Here is an 18,450-nt window from a genome sequence, read left to right as displayed (position 1 = left end):
CTACTCGCCCACGCGATCAAGGATGTCACGCCATTCGCGCTCGATCACCTCAGCCGATAATTGTCGCTCGAAGTAGATGCGCGCTTCTGCTCCTAGAGTCGACCGTGCATCGGCATCAGCGGCAAGAGCCATAATCACCCTCACGAGCTCTTCTGCCGCATCATCATTGCCCGCCGAGGTCAGAAAGATTGCCGGAAGCGGTGGCCGGTCAGCCGGCAACGCATAGTCAGCCTGTGTCACTACTGCCTTGCCTGCCGCCAACGCGTAGTAGAGCTTGAATGGCAGTACGCGCGACGCTTTTCCAGCTCCACCGAACACGCCTAGACAGATGTCGGCAGCCTCGATCTCGCGCGCGATGCTACTCATGGATCGCCACTCGCGCACCCAACGAAAGTTGGCCGGCGCGCCCTTGCTGATGAAATCTTCGACCAATCCCCCCTGCTGGCCATCACCAACGAGCAGGATCTCTATGCCCTCGATGCTTGCCAGCTTATCTGAAGCGGCGAGCACCACCTCTACTCCATGAAGAGGCACCAGGGTTCCGACAAAAAGTACCCGCAAAGCGCCAGTTCGGGCAGCAACTGGTGGCCCAAGAAATAGCTGCTCATCAATCGCGAGCGGCAATGATCTCACCTGGCCTGGCGACAGCGAAAAATCCGAGATCATCTGACGCTTATTCGCTTCGGTATCGACCAGCACCAAGTCAGCCGCACGCAATGCTCTACCCTCGAAAAAGCGTACGACGCGCGAAAGAACTCCCTTTGAATTTCCATTGCCACGATCCCTGAACATAGAATCCCACAACGAAACATAGGCATCCGCCATGCAATACGGTCGCCACCGTGCTGGAATCATGGATAACCACCACAGCGTAAGGGGCGCGGGATACGGCAAGTAGGCGACATCACCACGCTTGAAAGTCGCACAAAGGCCAACAGCCTGAACGAATCCGCCCGCCCCGAGCCGCAACATCAGACTAAGTCGTGGCAGCAGACGACCCCGGACCAGTTGCCACAGCCGGGTCTCGTCCGGCAACCAGTCGGCGTGGTCCCGCACATCCCATTGCCCGTTGCGCCGCAGAAGTCTCACAGTGTTCACTGCGTTCGGATAGCCATCTCCGCGCATGGCAACGCCGGCGACCAGCAGGCGCTTCACGCTTCAGCACCATCTACTTTTCGGCCAACAATCACCAGATTCAATGGGTTTGGCGGTTCTTCTCCGATCAACATTGCGCTCTCGTCAAAGCCGAACTGCGCCACGGGAATTCTCTTGTCGGCACCCACTTTTCCTGGCCTAGTGCGTAGCGAATGAAGAAAATCTAGTCCACGCCGACGCAACATCTCAGGCAAGATTGGCAGAGTGAAGGGCAGTGTCAGCCATTTGGTTTTCCGGTACCGTCGGATCTCCACACCAGCCACATCCCATGCCGCCCCCATCTTCAGCGACGCTGCGATAGCGAAATACTGGCCCACCTTGTGCTCGAGTTGCGCACGGGAGTACTCGCGGACATGCCAGCGATTCCACGGGCGCTGGCCTGGCAGCAGCCGATGCTTGCGGTCGGGCGTCACCACGACGACAACTCCTCCCGGCTTCAGCACTCTTTGCGCTTCCCTCAAGTAACCACCGTCATCCCAGACGTGTTCGATCACCTGAAACGACAACACCACATCAAACGATGCGTCCGCGAACGGAAGTACCCTTCCGCCTTCAATCCGAGAAAATGAAACGTTATCGCGCGAGTAGCGCTGCTGCGCAAACGCAACCGCTGCCCCATCGACATCCACGCCGTGAACCTTCTCCGCGTGTTCGGCTATGCGCGCCGCGCCATAGCCGCTTCCACAGCCAAGATCCAGAACGACTTTTCCCGCACAGAACTGCTTGGCGAAAGCATACGAGGCGGTATGCATTATGTAGATGACGTAGGCATCCACGGAGCGCACGTACGCATCTTCGATCATCCGTTCTCCGGAAACTTCAAGATCAGTCATTGTCCGCCCCCACCTGCTTGATTCGGGCTCGCAAGACTGCAGCCCCGAGAAAACTGATGACATCACCGACCATGGTGACGACGCGTGCCAGCAGCACGAAGACCACAAGCTTTTCGGAGCTGGCAGCGCCCTGCAGCAGCATGAGCATGATGCCCTCGCGTGCGCCCAAGCCGGCTGGCGAGCCTGGCGTCATGAATCCCAGCAACCACGACAACGCAAACGCCGAGGTCACCACGGGATAGCTCAGGCTCGTGGATTCCCCCAGAGCGATCGCTACGCACCATAGCCCGGCACCGATCAGAAGATAGTTGAAAGCGTACGCCGACAGTGCCGCACTCGTTGCCCTCCATCCGGGCATAGCGACGAGTGCAGCAAGTGTGCCGGCAACCTTGCCGCCTGGACGATAGCGTCCTGATAGTCGGAAAACCGAAAGCAGTAGTACAGCAGCGCAGAGGAACCCCGCTGAAACCATGAGTAGGTTGACATGGTCGGACCCAAGCGATGACAAACCGCGCCCGCTTGCCACCAGCGCGAGGAGACCGACGACCACGCTGGCTGCTATGGCCAGTACCGTCTCTTGGGTCACCGTGGCAACCAGCGAAGTGGGAGCCATGCCCTCTCGCATGGCCAGGGTCGCGCGCGCCGCATGCTGTGCGATGTTGCCTGGGATGTACTTTGCGAGCTGTGACAGGCCAAGGGTCATCGACAGCACCGCAGGCGACCATGACTCGGAACGCGCAGACAGAAGTAAGGACCATGCCCAGCCCGTGACGGGAATGATGAAGGCGTACAGGACTGCGGCTATGGACACCGCCAGCCACACACTTCCGGATGCGAAGGCCTGCCGCAGCATGGCCGGATCGAGCGCCTTTGAAGCAACGATCAAAAAATAGACCGTCAGTGCCAGCGCCAGGATGCCTGCCGCAAAGCGCCAGAACCGCCTCATTCTTTCCTTGCCAGCACGAGGTAGCCCGTTCCCCAGTCCGTGCGGGAAGCCAAGCTCTGGACTACGCTCGAAAGGCGTAGCAGCGCGTGACCCAACGGGGAATCCAGCCACTTGAACTTCCTGATGTAGTAGTCCCTCTCGACACCGCTTTCGCCGGTCGCCTCCGACTTGCTGACGCTACCCTGCCGTTCGCGCAATGCGCGCTTGTAGAATTGCTCGCCATACCACTCGGTAAGATTTCCCAGTGGAAATCCATAGCATTCGATGTGCTCGATGACGAAGCCCTTCGAGACCAGCAGGTTCTTGAGGTCCTGCCGTCCGTATCTGCGCCAATGACCCGCCCACTCATCCCCCGCGCCCCATCGGCTCTGGTGGGCGGGCACGGATAGGCAGAGCCTTCCACCTTGCACCAGCCATCCTGCCCATTCTTCGATGGCCGCACCATCGTGTTCAATGTGCTCAAGCACATCGAAGGCGCACACGATCTCGCGGTCCTGGTGCCAGACGGGATCCGGCGCGGCAATGATCACCTGCTTTCCATCCCCTGACTTAGCTATGGCAGATGCCAGCGCGCGCGCGCGCGCGGAGGTCTCGATCCCCGTGGCCTCGTCACTGCGCTGCGCGAGTTCGTGCAACAGCGAGCCCCCGCCACACCCCACTTCTACAAGCCTTCCCAGGGATGATTCGGCCAACAAGCGCATGATGCGGTCTCGGCGCAACAGGAATCTCGGGGTCGGCACCCAACCAAGCTCAGGAGCAACCACCCCAAGCAACGGACTGGTCTTCATGCGCGCCGCTCCGCCTCGTGTCTTTGTCCAGCAGGCATGCTCAGTCTTTCCGATACGTCAGCGCGGTGATCTGCTCCGAAATCAATCCGATCAGGAACACGATGACGGCAGCGCTGAACAGAAGCACGCTCATATTGGTGAACCGTCCATCGGTCGCAAACGTATACGCATAGTACGCAAGCCCGATGAGAAAGAAGGTCGCACTTGTCGGCGCGAACAGCTTCAAAGGCGAATACAGCGTGGCGATCTTGAAGATGATCAGCAGGAAGCGGACGCCATCGCGGAGCGGCCGGATATGGCTCTTGCCCAGGCGCTTGGCCACGGGAATCGGCAGATAGGCCACCGCGTAGGCGCTGCGGAAGAACGCCATGGTGCTGGTGGTCGGATAGCTGAAGCCATTGGGCAGCAGGTGGATGAACTCCCGGAACTTCTCGGCCCGCACCACGCGGAAGCCTGAGGTCAGGTCCTTCACGTCGAAGCCCGTCATGCGGCTGGCCAGCCAGTTGTAGAAGGCGTTCGCCGCGCCCCGGTGCACGCCCGCCTGCCCCGACCAGTCGCGTGCGCCGACGACCATGTCGAAGCCCTCGTCCAACTTCGCCAACAGGCCATCGATTGAGGAAGGGTCGTGCTGGCCGTCCGCATCCATGAATACCAATACTTCACCGCTGGCGGCCCTGGCGCCGCGCTTGATTGCTGCGCCGTTGCCCATTGAGTAGGGAGAGGACAACACCTTGGCCCCCAAGTTCGCAGCAACGCCAGCGGTGTCATCGGTCGAACCGTCGTCCACCACGATCAGTTCCGCATCAGGCATGAGTGCCCGCAGCGAGGGCAACGTACGGCGCAAGCCCTCGGCCTCGTTCTTGGCCGGAAGGATGACGGATATGGTCATTAATTTCCCCTTTTCGATAGGGTAGCCGGAAGCTTGCGCGCCGGGGAACCCGTCAAGTAGCGCAAATGGACCCCGGAGCGGTACCTTGAGCCGTCCAACACCGCCGCTCCCACTCTCATCGCCCCCCCAGAGGTTTGAGCTGCCACCCGTGCCAGGGCATGTCGGTCACACTTTTGCCTCCCCGAGCCGCCGTGTTGACGTTGTTTGCGCTTAAAGTTGGCGCGTTACTTGCTTGTTCTCCATTCTCGGGGAACCCCAACGACAGGTGGTCAGCATGCACCGCGATGCAAGAGGCTTCACATTGATCGAAATCCTGATCGTCGTGGCGATCATCGCCATCCTGTCCGCGATCGCCCTGCCGGCCTACAACGGGTACCGGACGCGCAGTGCCGAGAGTGCGTGTCTGGCGGAAATGAGAAACTACGCCGGCGTCTCATTGGCGGTAATCCGTAATGGCGACACGCCCGAGGCTGCGCCACAACAGGCCTGCGCGAACGCAGACGACGCCACCGCTGTGGGGGCGAACATTACCGGGACCCCGCAGCAACCGGGCAACCGGCAAACCCAGTGCAATATGACGACCGGCGACTGCCAGCTCCAGTGACCCCGCCGGAAACGTAAGGACGGTGTCCCCGATATCCATCGCCCCCCTCGAACAATCGACCTAGCGCAGCGATGCGCGCGATTTCACCGCTTTTTGCAGGAACTGAAATGCCATGAACGCAGCCATTGCACCTAATCTCGTCGGCATCACAGGGCTCGCCCGCAGGCTCGTCCAGGACGGTGCCCTGGAGGAAGCCTCTGCCCGGGCCGCCATGGCAAGTGCCACCGAGGCGAAGGTGCCGCTGCCCCAATGGATTGCCGAAAAGCGCTTGGTGACGGCACCCCAGCTGGCGGCGGCCAATGCCATGGAGTTCGGCATGCCATTGTTGGATGCGCAGGCGTTCGACTCCAGCCACAGCGCCATCAAGCTTGTCAGCGAGGAACTGCTGCAGAAGCACCAAGTGCTGCCGCTGTTCAAGCGCGGCAACAAGCTGTTCGTGGGTGTGGCCGACCCGACCCGCAGCCATGGAGCCTTGGACGAGATCAAGTTCCATACCAATCTGATCATCGAACCCGTGCTGGTGGACGAGGACCAGCTCCGACGCACGCTGGACCAGTGGCAGAACGCCGCCAATGCCCTTTCGAGCAACTTCGGCGACGATGACGACGGGCTGGAAAGCCTCGACGTGGAAGCAGGGGACGAGGACGGCGCGAGCGAGGGAGCCGTCGACGCCAAGGGCGATGACACCCCCGTGGTCAAGTTCGTCAACAAAGTCCTGGTGGACGCAATCAAGCGCGGCGCCTCGGACATCCATTTCGAGCCCTACGAGAACGATTACCGCGTGCGCTTGCGCGTGGACGGCATATTAAAGCAGGTGGCCAAGGCCCCGACCAAACTCAAGGACCGCATTTCCGCGCGCATCAAGGTGATGGCACAGCTCGACATCGCGGAAAAGCGCGTGCCGCAGGACGGCCGCATCAAGCTGAACCTGTCCAAGAGCAAGCAGATGGACTTCCGCGTCAGCACCCTGCCAACACTGTTCGGCGAGAAGGTGGTGCTGCGTATCCTGGATGGCAGCGCCGCCAAGCTGGGCATCGACAAGCTGGGCTACGAGGCGGACCAGCAGAAGCTGTTCGAGGACGCCATCCAGAAGCCCTACGGCATGGTGCTGGTCACCGGCCCCACCGGCTCTGGCAAGACGGTCAGCCTGTACACCGCGTTGGGCATTCTTAACGACGAGACCCGCAATATCTCCACGGCGGAAGACCCGGTGGAAATCCGCCTGCCCGGCGTCAACCAGGTGCAGCAGAACGTCAAGCGCGGCATGACCTTCGCGGCCGCCCTGCGCAGCTTCCTGCGCCAGGATCCGGACATCATCATGGTCGGCGAGATCCGCGACCTGGAAACTGCCGAGATCGCCATCAAGGCCGCGCAGACCGGCCACATGGTGCTGTCCACTCTTCACACCAACGACGCCCCGCAGACCATCGCCCGCCTGATGAACATGGGCATCGCGCCTTACAACATCACCAGCTCGGTGACGCTGATCATCGCCCAGCGCCTGGCGCGCCGACTGTGTTCCAAGTGCAAGCGACCGGTGCAGTTGCCGCCGCAGGCGTTGCTGGCCGAGGGCTTCAGCGACGCGGAGATCGCCACCGGCTTCACCGTCTACGAGGCCGTCGGCTGCGACGAATGCACCAGCGGCTACAAAGGCCGTACCGGTATCTATCAGGTGATGCCGATGAACGAGGCCATCCAGGAGATCGTGCTGGAAGGGGGCAACGCGCTGCAGATCGCCGAGGCTGCGCAGAAGGTAGGCATCAAGGACCTGCGCCAGTCGGCCCTGCTGAAGGTGCGCAACGGCGTCACCAGCCTGGCCGAGATCAACCGCGTCACCAAGGACTGATACCGCGTCCCTCCCCGAAGCCCCGTAGGAACAAGCCATGCCCGCCATGCTCCCGGAAGCCCTGTAGGAGCGGGCCATGCCCGCGATGCTTTTCGATCACGGAAGGGAGAGCATCGCGCCCCAGGGCGCTCCTACAGATGTGCTGATTGGGTGAAGCGTCCGCCCGTGTGCCGAGGGGCATAGACGAGGTACTGCTGACGAGGCCCTGCTACGACATCGCCCGCCCCGGCGGCCCATATCACCGAAACCCGGCCCCCGTCACAGGCAGGACGCTTCCATTGGGCCGATTACCGGCTACCATGCGGCATTGACAGTCCGGGTGGGGAAATCCGGACAGGGGACTACCGATGGCCGTGACCCGCTCCGCTGCGAAGAAGACCGTGACCGCGCCCGTGCGCGAGAACCCGCTGAACCTGTTCGTCTGGGAGGGCACCGACAAGCGCGGTGTCAAGATGAAGGGCGAACAGCAGTCGAAGAACGCCAACTTCCTGCGTGCCGAACTGCGCAAGCAGGGCATCACGCCGAGCGTGGTGAAGGTGAAGGGCAAGCCCCTGTTCGGTGCGGCCGGCAAGCCGGTCTCGGCGAAGGACATTGCGTTTTTCAGCCGCCAGATGGCGACGATGATGAAGTCCGGTGTGCCGATGGTATCGTCGCTTGAGATCATCGAGAGCGGACAGAAGAACATCCGCATGCAGAAGATGGTCGAGCAGATCCGCTTCGACATCGAGGGCGGCTCCTCTCTGTACGAAGCCATCAGCAAGCACCCGGTCCAGTTCGACGAGCTGTACCGCAACTTGGTACGTGCGGGCGAGGCAGCGGGCGTACTGGAGACGGTGCTGGAGACTGTCGCCAACTACAAGGAGAACATCGAGGCGCTGAAGGGCAAGATCAAGAAGGCGATGTTCTACCCTGCGATGACGATTGCAGTGGCCATCCTTGTCAGCGCCGTCATCCTGATGTTCGTGATTCCCGAGTTCGAGAAGACCTTCGCAAGCTTTGGTACCGAATTGCCGGCGTTCACCCAGATGATCATGGCCGCCTCTCGCTTCATGGTCAGCTACTGGTGGTTGCTGCTTATCATTATCGGCGGCGCCTCGTTCCTGACGTCGTTTTTCTTCAAGAGGTCTCCGGCATTCCAGCATGCCGTCGACAAGGCCATCCTGAAGATACCGGTGATCGGACAGATCATGCACAACTCGTCCGTCGCGCGTTTCGCACGCACCACGGCGGTGACCTTCAAGGCTGGCGTACCTCTGGTGGAGGCCCTGGAAACGGTCGCTGGCGCGACTGGCAACACCGTATACGAGAAAGCAGTGCACCGCATGCGCGATGACGTGTCCGTGGGCTATCCACTTAACATGGCCATGAAACAGACCCAGCTGTTCCCCCACATGGTGGTACAGATGACGGCTATCGGCGAAGAGGCCGGTGCACTCGACACCATGCTGTTCAAGGTGGCGGAGTACTTCGAACAAGAGGTCAACAATGCCGTGGACGCATTGTCGAGCCTCATGGAACCCTTCATCATGGTCATCATCGGCGTGCTGGTCGGTGGCCTGGTCATCGGCATGTACCTGCCGATCTTCAAGATCGCGGCAACGGTCGTCGGCTAAGTAGTGGCATTCCTCGATCAGCACCCCGAACTCGGGTATCCGGTGGTGGCAGGCCTTGGCCTGCTGGTGGGCAGCTTCCTCAATGTGGTCATCCTGCGGCTGCCGCGGCGGCTGGAGTGGGAGTGGAAGCGCGACGCGCGCGAGGTGCTGGAGGAGCCGGAGCTGTACGATCCGCCGCCGCCCGGGATCGTGGTGGAGCGCTCGCACTGCCCGCACTGCAAGACCGCGCTCTCCTGGTACGAGAACATCCCGCTGTTCAGCTGGCTGGCCCTGCGCGGCAAGTGCCGGCACTGCAAGGCGCCCATCTCGCCGCAGTACCCGATCGTCGAACTGCTGACCGCCCTGCTGGCGGTGGCGTCGGTGTGGCGGTTCGGCTTCGGCTGGCAGGGCTTCGGCGCGGCGCTGCTGAGCTGCTACCTGGTGGCGCTGAGCGGCATCGACCTGCGCACGCGGCTGCTGCCCGACCAGTTGACGCTGCCGTTGATGTGGCTGGGTCTGATCGGCAGCCTGGACAATCTCTACATGCCGGCCAAGCCCGCGCTGCTGGGCGCGATAGCCGGATACGTATCGCTGTGGCTGGTGTGGTGGCTGTTCAAGCAGGTGACCGGCAAGGAAGGCATGGGGCGCGGCGATTTCAAGCTGCTGGCCGCACTGGGCGCCTGGGTCGGACTGAGCGGCGTGCTGCCGATCATCCTGATTTCCTCGCTGGTCGGCGCCGTGGTCGGCTCGGTGTGGCTGGGCATCAAGGGCCGCGATCGCGCCACACCGATCCCGTTCGGTCCCTATCTGGCCATCGCCGGCTGGATCGTCTTCTTCTGGGGCCAGCAGATCGTCGACGCCTACCTGCGGTTCGCCGGGCTCAAGTAAGCCGTTTCTGGGACCTCGGCCCCGCATGCCCTGCCCCATAATCGTCCCATGAGCGAGTACTTCATCGGACTGACCGGCGGCATCGCCTCGGGCAAGAGCGCGTTGGAAAAAGCATTCGCCGCGCACGGCATCGTCGTGGCCGACGCCGACCTGCTGGCGCGCGAAGTGGTCCAGCCGGGCACGCCCGCACTGGCCGCCGTGGTGGAACGCTTCGGCAATGAGTTGCTGCAGGCCGACGGCCAGCTCGACCGCGTGGCCCTGCGCGTGCGCGTATTTGGCCATGACACGGAACGTCGCGCACTGGAAGCGATCGTGCACCCCGCCATCCGTCAGCGGCTGGAAGCGATCTGCCGTCAGGCCACCAGCCCCTACGCCATCGCGACGATCCCGCTGCTTACCGAAGGCGGTGGACGCGCGGCCTACCCGTGGCTGCACCGGATCCTGGTGGTCGACACACCCACCGACGTGCAGAAGCAGCGGCTGATGCAGCGTGACGGCATCGATGCCGCGCTGGCCGAAAAGATGATGGCCGCGCAGGCCTCGCGCGTAGAGCGGCTGGCGCTGGCGGACGACATCGTCGTCAACGACGGCGAAATCGCCCACCTGCAACGCGCGGCGGACGACCTGCACCGGCGCTATCTGGCGCTGGCGGCTTCAATGTTGTCGGTCTGAACCCAGTGGAAGACTGAGAACAGACGTCGAGGCGACCGCCGGCTGCTCAGACCGCCCGGTTCTCCTGCCACAGCCCCCGGATCGCGGCGATCCCCTGCGCACCGTGCCGGCGCGCATCGGCGATGTGGTCGGTCGTCATGCCGCCGATCGCGTAGATCGGCAGCGATACGCCCTCGCGCAGGCGGGCGAAGCCCGGCCATCCCAGCGGTTCGCCGTCCGGATGGCTGGAGGTCGGGTGGACGCTGCCCAGCAGCGCAAAGTCACAACCCAGCACCTCCGCCTGCTGCAGGTCGGCTGCCGTGTGGCAGGACGCGGCGACCGGCAGTCCGTCCGGCAGCGGCCGCGCGCCCAGTTCGACCAACTGTGCTGCGCGCAGGTGCACGCCCACCTGCAGGTCGCGGGCGAGATCGATGTCGCCGTTGAGCAGCACCTCGGCATCGGCCGCGCGGCAGCGCGCGACCGCCTCCATCGCGAGTGCGCGCCACGCGTCCCCGGACAGGCTGCGGACGCGCACCTGTACCCGGCGGATGCCCTGGGCCAGCGCCTGCTCCAGCGATGCCAGCCAGCGCGCCGGGTCCTCCGGTTCCGGCGTGACCAGATAGCGGTCCGGCTGCAGCAGCGCCGCCACCACCGGGCGATCCGCCGGCGGCATGTCGTAGCGCGTCAGCTTGTCCGGCGCGACCCAGGCGAGCGCCTGGCCTTCGTGCCCGCGCGGCGTCCCCTCCCATCCGGTCAGGTGCCGCACTTCCAGGCACAGCCGCTTGTCGGGGTACTGTTGCGGGACGCTGATGAGGTGCTCGCCCACGCGGGCCTCGATGCCGAGTTCCTCGCGCAGCTCGCGCACCAGCGCGTCTTCGGCAGTTTCGCCGGGCTCCTGCTTGCCGCCGGGAAACTCCCAGCGCCCGGCCAGGTCGCGCCCCTCGGTGCGGCGGGCGAGCAGGATGCGGCCGCGCGCGTCGGTGATGACGGCCGCCATGACGTGGATGGAGCGCAACGGAGTGGACATGGCGGAAGCTTGCCGGGAACCGGCAGGTAGACGCAAATAGTCCGGGTGTCTTCGGTGGCCGCAACGAAAAAGCCGCGCAGTGCGCGGCTTTTCCGGTTACAGGTGACGGCGTCGCTCAGGCCAGCTGACCGTGGCAGTGCTTGAACTTCTTGCCGCTGCCGCAGGGGCACGGATCGTTGCGGCCGACCTTGGGCGCGTCGCGGTGCGCCGGCATCGGACCGGACTGCACGTAGCCGCCCTGCGCCGCCGCCAGCTGGGCCTGCTCGGCTTCCTCGTCGGCGCTGTAGCCGCCGGCATCCTGGTGCTGGAACTGCATCTGCCGCGCCTGCGCTTCGGCCATCGCACGCTCCTGCGCTTCCAGCGCGGCGACTTCCTCCTCGCTGCGGATGCGCACGCGCGACAGCAGCGTGACCACTTCGCTCTTCACCCGCTCCAGCATGCTGGAGAACAGCTCGAAGGCTTCCTTCTTGTACTCCTGCTTGGGCTGCTTCTGCGCGTAGCCGCGCAGGTGGATGCCTTGGCGCAGATAATCCATGCGCGCCAGGTGTTCCTTCCAGTTCTTGTCGAGCACGGTGAGCATGATGTGCTTTTCCAGCGCCCGCATGGTCTCGTCGCCGATCGCCGCTTCCTTGTCGGCGAAGTGCTTGTCCATCGCCTCCTGCACGCGGCGCTCGATGGTCTCGGCATCGAGCTCCTCGGCCTCCTCGCGCCAGCGCGACACGGACAGGTCCACGCCCATTTCCTCGCCCAGTTCGCGCTCCAGGCCCTGCAGGTCCCACTGCTCGTCCACCGAGTTCAGCGGCACGAAGCGCGCCACCGTCTCGGCCACCACGTCGCCGCGGATACCGTCGATGTTGTCCTTCACCGAATCGGCGTCGAGCAGTTCGTCGCGCTGGGCGTAGATCACCTTGCGCTGGTCGTTGTTGACGTCGTCGAAGTCGAGCAGGTTCTTGCGGATGTCGAAGTTGTGCGCCTCGACCTTGCGCTGCGCCTTCTCGATCTGCCGGCTGACCAGCTTGTCCTCGATGACGTCGTCTTCCTTCATGCCGATCAGCTTCATCGCCTTCTGGACCCAGTCCGAAGCGAAGATGCGCATCAGGTTGTCTTCCAGCGACAGGTAGAAGCGGGACGAACCCGGATCGCCCTGGCGGCCGGAACGGCCACGCAGCTGGTTGTCGATGCGGCGCGATTCGTGGCGTTCGGTGCCGACGATGTGCAGGCCACCGGCGGCCTTCACTTCGTCATGGCGCTTCTGCCATTCGGCCTTCACCGCGGCGCGGTCGGCGTCGCTGGCGTCTTCCGGCAGCGCTTCGTATTCGGCTTCCAGCGAACCGCCCAGCACGATGTCGGTACCGCGACCGGCCATGTTGGTGGCGATGGTGATCGCCCGCGGACGACCGGCCTGCGCGACGATGTGCGCTTCGCGCTCGTGCTGTTTGGCATTGAGCACTTCGTGCGGCACGCCGGCCTTGGTGAGGAAGTCGGACAGCATTTCCGACGTCTCGATCGAGGTGGTGCCCACCAGCACCGGCTGGCCGCGCTGGTAGCAGTCCTGGATGTCGGCCAGCACCGCCTTGAACTTGCCCTGCCGGTTGAGGAACACCTGGTCCGGCGAATCCTTGCGCACGGTCGGGCGGTTGGTCGGGATGACGATGACTTCCAGGCCGTAGATGCTCTGGAACTCGAAGGCTTCGGTATCGGCCGTGCCGGTCATGCCGGACAGCTTGTTGTACATGCGGAACAGGTTCTGGAACGTCACGCTGGCCAGCGTCTGGTTCTCGCGCTGGACCGGCACGCCTTCCTTCGCCTCGACCGCCTGGTGCAGGCCGTCGGACCAGCGGCGGCCGGTCAGCGTGCGGCCGGTGAACTCGTCGACGATGACCACTTCGCCATCACGGACGATGTAGTCGACGTCGCGCTGGTAGATGGCGTGCGCGCGGAGCGCGGCGTTGAGGTGGTGCACGACGGACAGGTTGTTGGCGCCGTACAGCGGTTCTTCCTCGCTGATGATGCCGGCCTGCAGCAGCAGTGCCTCGGCATGCTCCATGCCCGCTTCGGACAGGTGCACCTGCTTGCCCTTCTCGTCGACCCAGTAGTCGCCCTCGCCTTCCTCGTTCTCCTGCTTGATCAGCTGGGGCACGATGCGGTTGACGCGGATGTACAGCTCCGGCGACTCGTCGGCCGGGCCGGAAATGATCAGCGGAGTACGGGCCTCGTCGATCAGGATGGAGTCGACTTCGTCGACGATGGCGTAATGCAGGCCACGCTGGAAGCGGTCGGCCCGCGACATGGCCATGTTGTCGCGCAGGTAGTCGAAGCCGAATTCGTTGTTGGTGCCGTAGGTGATGTCGGCAGCGTACGCGGCGCTCTTGTCGCCGTGCGGCATGCCCGGGTAGACCACGCCGACGCTCAGGCCCAGCCAGTTGTACAGGCGACCCATCCAGGCCGAGTCGCGGCGGGCCAGGTAGTCGTTGACGGTGACGACGTGGACACCCTTGCCTTCCAGCGCATTGAGGTAGGTCGGCAGCGTGGCGACCAGGGTCTTGCCTTCACCCGTACGCATTTCCGCGATCTTGCCCAGGTGCAGCACCATGCCGCCGATCAGCTGCACGTCGTAGTGCCGCATGCCCAGCACGCGGCGGCTGGCCTCGCGGCAGACGGCGAAGGCTTCGGGCAGGATCTTGTCGAGCGACTCCCCGCCGGCGATGCGCTGCTGGAACTCCGGCGTCTTCGCCTTCAGCTGCTCGTCGGTGAGCTTCTGCAGCTCTGCTTCCAGCGCGTTGATCTTGTCGACGGTGCGGTGCAGCTGCTTGAGCAGGCGCTCGTTGCGGCTGCCGAAGACACGGGTGAGCAGGTTGTTGATCATGTAGGGAACCGGAAAGGAAGGGAACGCCGGGGCGGCGCAGCGTGTGCGGCCCCAAAACGAAACAGGGCGCAAGGCGCCCTGTCTGGCAACACCGTATTGTAGCTTGGGGCGCCGCCCGGGGAATCAAGGCGGGCCGTCAGACCACCCGGTCCCCGATTGGTTCCGCGCGATCAGCCGCGCTTGACCTGGCCCACCGGCGTGGGGCCTTCGCCCAGGAACTTGCGCGGATTGACCACGCGCCCGTTCTCCCACACTTCGAAATGCACGTGCGCACCGGTCGAGCGGCCGGTCGAACCCGCCTTGGCGACTTCCTGGCCCACGCGGACCAAGTCGCCGGCCCGCACGCTGAGACGCGAGTTGTGCGCATAGCGGGTGACGTAGCCGTTGCCGTGATCGACGTCGATGACGTTGCCGTAGCCGCCCTTCACGCCGGCGAAGCTCACCACACCATCAGCCACCGACAGCACGGGATCGCCCACGCGCGCCTTGAAGTCGATGCCCTTGTGGTTCTGGCCGCCGCCGCCGAACGGATCGGCGCGACCGCCGAAACCGGAGGTGATGTAGCTGTTGGCGATCGGCATGCGGCCGGGGGTCGCATTGCGGTCCAGCTCGCGGTTGAACAGCAGCGCTTCCAGGACCGACAGCTGACGGCCGGAGGCGGCGAACTGCTGTTCCACCTTGTCGACGCCGTCCTTCAGGTCGGCCGGCTTCATGTCGTAGGACACGTCGTTGCCGCCCACGCCCACCGGCTCGTTGAAGTCGAATTCGCCGTCCTGCAGCTGGCCCACGCGGGTCAGGCGCTCGCCGAGCGCATTCAGGCGGTTGGCCTGTGCCTGCAGTTCGCCCAGGCGCGCGGCCATGGCGTTGATTTCCTGCTGGGCGCCGCGGCGGACCTGGTCCAGTTCGGCATTTCGCTGCTCGGCGCCCGCCTGCAGCAGCGAGACCTGCGCCATGCCGGCGGCACTGCGCCCGGCCACGCCGACCAGTAGTCCGGCCGCGACCAGCACCGCGGCACTGGCCAGCGGACGCGCGTGGAACGCGAGGCGGATGCGGTAGGCACCATGGGCGGACGCATGGGCCCACCAGGTACGCGTATTGTTTACGATCGTCTTAAAGCTCATAGATACCGATGTCTGATTCGAAGTCCAAGCCGCGCCGCGCCGGCATCGCACAACCTGCCCTGCAGGCCGCGCTGACGGATGCCGCCACCGACCCGGTGCGTCGCGCCCTCTGGCTCGACGCCTTGGAACAGCAGCTTCGCCCCTGCCTGCCTCCTGCCCTCGCGCCGCATTGCCGGTTGGCGAACGTGGCGGGCAAGCGGCTCGTTTTTATCGTCGACTCCCCCGTGTGGAACGCCCGGCTACGCCTGGCGGCACCCGAATTGATCAACGTGGCCCAATCCATCGGACTGGCGGTCACCGAAGTCACCGCCAAAACCAGCCCCGCGCCGCTCTCGAAGCCTGCGCAGGACCCGGTCGTACCCGTATCGGAGGCCTCCCGCAGAGGGCTGCAAGCGGCCCTCGACCTCCTGTCCGAACCGGACTCCGCCGGTACATCCACCCCTGGGGGCGGTCATCGCAGGGGCCGGAAAATTTGACTCGGCCATCACGAGGGACGGGGCATGGTAGCGGCCACCGCCCGTCGGGGCGTTAGCCAGAAGTTAAAACGGCGTTATTCCAGGACCCAATCTCTGATCGGGTTCACAGTTTCGCCAAGGCGTAACCATTCCCTCACCTCCGCGTGACGGGGGTGGGAAACCGGGCGACAACGGATTCACCGTCCCGACGGGACGGGGGTCTCAGACGGCCAGGGCCGGCGCCGCATAGGCGACGGGGGACGGCATGGCGCGGTCCTCGAACGTCACTTCTTCCCAGGCCGAGGTCTCAGCCAGCAGGGCGCGGACCAGCTTGTTGTTCAGCGCGTGGCCCGACTTGAAGCCCTCGTAGGCGCCCAGGATCGGCCGACCGGCGAGGTACAGGTCGCCGATGGCGTCCAGGATCTTGTGGCGGACGAACTCGTCCGTGTAGCGCAGGCCGTCTTCGTTCAACACGCGGAACTCGTCCAGCACGATGGCGTTGTCCATCGAGCCGCCGAGGCCGAGGTTGCGCTCGCGCATGTATTCTAGGTCGCGCATGAAGCCGAACGTACGCGCACGCGCGACTTCGTTGACGTAGGCGCCGGTGGAGAAATCCACTTCCGCCCGCGACTGCGAGGCCGGAATCATCGGATGGTCGAACTTGACGGTGAAGCCCAGCTTGAAGCCGTCGTACGGCTCGAACCGCGCCACCTTGTCGCCCTCGGTGACTTCCACCGGGCGGAGGATGCGGATGAAGCGCTTGGGGGCGTCCTGCTCGGCGATGCCGGCGGACTGGATCAGGAACACGAACGGACCGGCGGAGCCATCCATGATCGGCAGCTCGGCCGAGGACAGTTCCACATAGGCGTTGTCGACGCCGAGGCCGGCCATCGCCGACATCAGGTGCTCGACGGTCTGCACCTTCGCGCCCTCGCAGGTCAGCCCGGTGCACAGCGTGGTCTCGGTGACGAGCTCGGCGCTGGCGGGAATCTCCACCACCGGCGACAGGTCGACGCGCCGGAACACGATGCCGGTATCGACCGGAGCCGGGCGCAGGGTCATGTAGACCTTTTCGCCACTGTGCAGTCCCACGCCCGTCGCGCGGATCACATTCTTGAGGGTGCGTTGCTGGGCCATCAAAGGAATTCGCCGGTGGGGGGAACCTGAGCGGGCAGCGAGAATATCACGCAGACCACTGAATCTTAACGGAAGAACCGGTCTGTCCCACCCTTGCAACAACGCGCTGGTAAGCGCGCCGGGAAAGGGCTGCCGGACCGGCGAAGGTCCGGCAGCGAAGGGACATGGCAGTGCGACCACTACATCTGCTCCCTCCCCCCGTTCACGGAGGAGGGTTGGGGGTGGGGGCAAACCGAAGACCTGAAAGTCGGCCCTTCGATGCGTTGCCGAAGATCGTCGGCTCCGCTCGCCCCCCCCATCCCAGCCTTCCCCCGCAAGCGGGGGAAGGGGCACATCACATCAGTCCGCCTGGCGGCGCAGGAACGCGGGGATGTCCAGGTAGTCCGACGGCAGGTCCGCCGCCACCGGCGCGGAGGCCGGCGCCGACGGTGCCGGCGAGGCCGAGCCGCGACGCAGGCCCAGGCCGCTGGTGGCGGCGCTGATCGGGTCCATCGAGAAGCCGTCGTCGATCGGCATCCCGGTGGTGGCGTCGCGGACCAGCTTGATCGGCGCGCGCATCGGCTCGCGCAGGTCGCCGCCACGGCCGACCGGCTGGCGGGCGGCGTTGCGGTTCAGGCCGGTGGCCACCACGGTCACGCGCACTTCGTCCTGCATGTCCGGGTCCAGCACGGTGCCCACGACCACGGTCGCGTCTTCCGAGGCGAAGCCTTCGATGGTGCGGCCCACTTCGTCGAACTCGGCCATGGTGAAGTCCGGACCGGCGGTGATGTTGACCAGGATGCCGTTGGCACCGTTGAGGTTGACGTCGTCCAGCAGCGGGTTCTGGATGGCGGCCTCGGCGGCGGCCTGCGCACGGTCGTCGCCACGCGCCGAACCGGTGCCCATCATGGCCAGGCCCATCTCGCTCATCACGGTGCGCACGTCGGCGAAGTCGACGTTGATCAGGCCCGGACGGACGATCAGGTCGGCGATGCCCTGCACGGCGCCGAGCAGCACGTCGTTGGCGGCGCGGAACGCCTGGATCATGGTGGCGTTGCGGCCCAGCACGGTGATCAACTTCTCGTTCGGAATGGTGATCAGCGAGTCGCAGTGGTGGCTCAGTTCCTCGATTCCCTTCAGCGCGACCTGCATGCGGCGGCGACCTTCGAACGGAAACGGCTTGGTGACCACGGCGACGGTCAGGATGCCCATCTCCTTGGCCAGCTGCGCCACCACCGGAGCAGCGCCGGTGCCGGTGCCGCCGCCCATGCCGGCGGTGATGAACACCATGTCGGCGCCGTCCAGCGCGTCGATGATGCGCTCGCGGTCTTCCAGCGCGGCCTGGCGACCGACTTCCGGATTCGCGCCCGCGCCCAGGCCCTTGGTGACGTTGCTGCCCAACTGCAGCTGCAGCTTGGCGCCGCAGTTCTTGATCGCCTGCGAATCGGTGTTGGCGGTGATGAACTCCACGCCATCCACGCTGCCGTTGACCATGTGCGCCACGGCGTTGCCGCCGCCACCGCCCACGCCCACGACCTTGATCACCGCATTCGGGGCCATCTTTTCAACCAGTTCGAAATGTGCCATGTCCTTGTCCTCGTTTATTTAGTTATGTGTTGCTGGGTGGAACGGTGTTTCGGTATCGCGGAACTGCTTCGCCTCTTTAGTTGAGG

The 18,450-nt window shown here is 64.5% G+C and carries 15 protein-coding genes and 1 pseudogene; 6 read left to right on the top strand and 10 right to left on the bottom strand.

Annotated elements, in window-relative coordinates:
* Genes ASD77_RS18110 through ASD77_RS09470 form a run of 5 tightly spaced genes read right to left on the bottom strand, consistent with a single transcriptional unit; the run spans position 1 to position 4,611 of the window.
* Positions 1–1,155, bottom strand: coding sequence for a glycosyltransferase (locus tag ASD77_RS18110; RefSeq protein ID WP_156383540.1), 1,155 nt, complete (start codon positions 1,153–1,155; stop codon positions 1–3).
* Positions 1,152–1,988 (bottom strand): class I SAM-dependent methyltransferase, encoded by an 837-nt coding sequence (locus tag ASD77_RS09485; RefSeq protein WP_162247620.1) that lies wholly within the window; start codon positions 1,986–1,988, stop codon positions 1,152–1,154. The genes ASD77_RS18110 and ASD77_RS09485 overlap by 4 nt, the downstream gene beginning before the upstream one ends.
* Positions 1,981–2,934 (bottom strand): lysylphosphatidylglycerol synthase domain-containing protein, encoded by a 954-nt coding sequence (locus ASD77_RS09480; protein ID WP_055940301.1) that lies wholly within the window; start codon positions 2,932–2,934, stop codon positions 1,981–1,983. Before ASD77_RS09480 ends, ASD77_RS09485 begins: the two co-directional genes overlap by 8 nt.
* A complete protein-coding gene (locus ASD77_RS09475; RefSeq protein WP_055940299.1) occupies positions 2,931–3,722 on the bottom strand; it encodes a methyltransferase domain-containing protein in 792 nt (263 codons plus the stop codon). The genes ASD77_RS09480 and ASD77_RS09475 overlap by 4 nt, the downstream gene beginning before the upstream one ends.
* A 40-nt stretch (positions 3,723–3,762) precedes the next feature.
* A complete protein-coding gene (locus ASD77_RS09470) occupies positions 3,763–4,611 on the bottom strand; it encodes a glycosyltransferase family 2 protein (protein ID WP_055940297.1) in 849 nt (282 codons plus the stop codon).
* Between the two features lie 274 nt (positions 4,612–4,885).
* On the opposite strand from ASD77_RS09470, the pseudogene ASD77_RS18365 reads away from it, so the two are divergent.
* The 5 genes and pseudogenes from ASD77_RS18365 to coaE all read left to right on the top strand — a co-directional run.
* Positions 4,886–4,978: pseudogene (locus ASD77_RS18365) on the top strand (prepilin-type N-terminal cleavage/methylation domain-containing protein); the annotation flags it as partial.
* 349 nt (positions 4,979–5,327) lie between these two features.
* Entirely contained in the window at positions 5,328–7,061 is a 1,734-nt protein-coding gene (gene pilB, locus ASD77_RS09460) for a type IV-A pilus assembly ATPase PilB (protein WP_055940293.1), read from the top strand.
* A 452-nt stretch (positions 7,062–7,513) separates the two neighbouring features.
* Positions 7,514–8,674: a type II secretion system F family protein gene (locus ASD77_RS09455; protein WP_327194191.1), complete on the top strand. Its 1,161-nt coding sequence runs from the start codon at positions 7,514–7,516 to the stop codon at positions 8,672–8,674.
* A 3-nt stretch (positions 8,675–8,677) separates the two neighbouring features.
* Positions 8,678–9,541: an A24 family peptidase gene (locus ASD77_RS09450; RefSeq protein ID WP_055940289.1), complete on the top strand. Its 864-nt coding sequence runs from the start codon at positions 8,678–8,680 to the stop codon at positions 9,539–9,541.
* 48 nt (positions 9,542–9,589) lie between these two features.
* Positions 9,590–10,213, top strand: coding sequence for a dephospho-CoA kinase (coaE, locus tag ASD77_RS09445; protein WP_055940287.1), 624 nt, complete (start codon positions 9,590–9,592; stop codon positions 10,211–10,213).
* A 46-nt stretch (positions 10,214–10,259) separates the two neighbouring features.
* Here coaE and ASD77_RS09440 read toward each other — a convergent pair whose 3' ends face one another.
* The 3 genes from ASD77_RS09440 to ASD77_RS09430 form a co-directional block, all read right to left on the bottom strand.
* Complete coding sequence (locus ASD77_RS09440; RefSeq protein WP_055940285.1) at positions 10,260–11,219, bottom strand: Nudix family hydrolase; 960 nt, start codon at positions 11,217–11,219, stop codon at positions 10,260–10,262.
* A 115-nt stretch (positions 11,220–11,334) separates the two neighbouring features.
* Positions 11,335–14,085 carry a preprotein translocase subunit SecA gene (gene secA, locus ASD77_RS09435; RefSeq protein ID WP_055940282.1) on the bottom strand — a complete coding sequence of 917 codons (2,751 nt, stop codon included), beginning with the start codon at positions 14,083–14,085 and terminating at the stop codon, positions 11,335–11,337.
* Positions 14,086–14,255: 170 nt separating this feature from the next.
* Positions 14,256–15,206, bottom strand: a complete 951-nt coding sequence (locus tag ASD77_RS09430; protein WP_055940280.1) for a M23 family metallopeptidase — start codon at positions 15,204–15,206, stop codon at positions 14,256–14,258.
* 8 nt (positions 15,207–15,214) lie between these two features.
* Between ASD77_RS09430 and ASD77_RS09425 the strand changes: the two genes are divergently transcribed.
* On the top strand, positions 15,215–15,682 hold the full coding sequence (locus ASD77_RS09425) for a DUF721 domain-containing protein (protein WP_055940278.1): 468 nt from the start codon (positions 15,215–15,217) through the stop codon (positions 15,680–15,682).
* Positions 15,683–15,883: 201 nt separating this feature from the next.
* Here ASD77_RS09425 and lpxC read toward each other — a convergent pair whose 3' ends face one another.
* Both lpxC and ftsZ read right to left on the bottom strand, forming a co-directional pair.
* A complete protein-coding gene (lpxC, locus tag ASD77_RS09420) occupies positions 15,884–16,798 on the bottom strand; it encodes a UDP-3-O-acyl-N-acetylglucosamine deacetylase (RefSeq protein ID WP_055940275.1) in 915 nt (304 codons plus the stop codon).
* 339 nt (positions 16,799–17,137) lie between these two features.
* Complete coding sequence (gene ftsZ / locus ASD77_RS09415) at positions 17,138–18,364, bottom strand: cell division protein FtsZ (RefSeq protein ID WP_055940273.1); 1,227 nt, start codon at positions 18,362–18,364, stop codon at positions 17,138–17,140.
* Between the last annotated feature and the right edge of the window lie 86 nt (positions 18,365–18,450).

Source organism: Pseudoxanthomonas sp. Root65, assembly GCF_001427635.1.
GTDB lineage: Bacteria > Pseudomonadota > Gammaproteobacteria > Xanthomonadales > Xanthomonadaceae > Pseudoxanthomonas_A.
This window is presented reverse-complemented; position numbering and strand designations above follow the sequence as displayed.

Bases quoted from the DNA above. Each gene is read 5' to 3' on its own strand.
- ASD77_RS09485 (WP_162247620.1), bottom strand. From the start codon at position 1,988: ATGACTGATCTTGAAGTTTCCGGAGAACGGATGATCGAAGATGCGTAC.
- ASD77_RS09480 (WP_055940301.1), bottom strand. From the start codon at position 2,934: ATGAGGCGGTTCTGGCGCTTTGCGGCAGGCATCCTGGCGCTGGCACTG.
- ASD77_RS09475 (WP_055940299.1), bottom strand. From the start codon at position 3,722: ATGAAGACCAGTCCGTTGCTTGGGGTGGTTGCTCCTGAGCTTGGTTGG.
- ASD77_RS09470 (WP_055940297.1), bottom strand. From the start codon at position 4,611: ATGACCATATCCGTCATCCTTCCGGCCAAGAACGAGGCCGAGGGCTTG.
- pilB (WP_055940293.1), top strand. From the start codon at position 5,328: ATGAACGCAGCCATTGCACCTAATCTCGTCGGCATCACAGGGCTCGCC.
- ASD77_RS09455 (WP_327194191.1), top strand. From the start codon at position 7,514: ATGAAGGGCGAACAGCAGTCGAAGAACGCCAACTTCCTGCGTGCCGAA.
- coaE (WP_055940287.1), top strand. From the start codon at position 9,590: ATGAGCGAGTACTTCATCGGACTGACCGGCGGCATCGCCTCGGGCAAG.
- ASD77_RS09440 (WP_055940285.1), bottom strand. From the start codon at position 11,219: ATGTCCACTCCGTTGCGCTCCATCCACGTCATGGCGGCCGTCATCACC.
- secA (WP_055940282.1), bottom strand. From the start codon at position 14,085: ATGATCAACAACCTGCTCACCCGTGTCTTCGGCAGCCGCAACGAGCGC.
- ASD77_RS09430 (WP_055940280.1), bottom strand. From the start codon at position 15,206: ATGAGCTTTAAGACGATCGTAAACAATACGCGTACCTGGTGGGCCCAT.
- ASD77_RS09425 (WP_055940278.1), top strand. From the start codon at position 15,215: ATGTCTGATTCGAAGTCCAAGCCGCGCCGCGCCGGCATCGCACAACCT.
- lpxC (WP_055940275.1), bottom strand. From the start codon at position 16,798: ATGGCCCAGCAACGCACCCTCAAGAATGTGATCCGCGCGACGGGCGTG.
- ftsZ (WP_055940273.1), bottom strand. From the start codon at position 18,364: ATGGCACATTTCGAACTGGTTGAAAAGATGGCCCCGAATGCGGTGATC.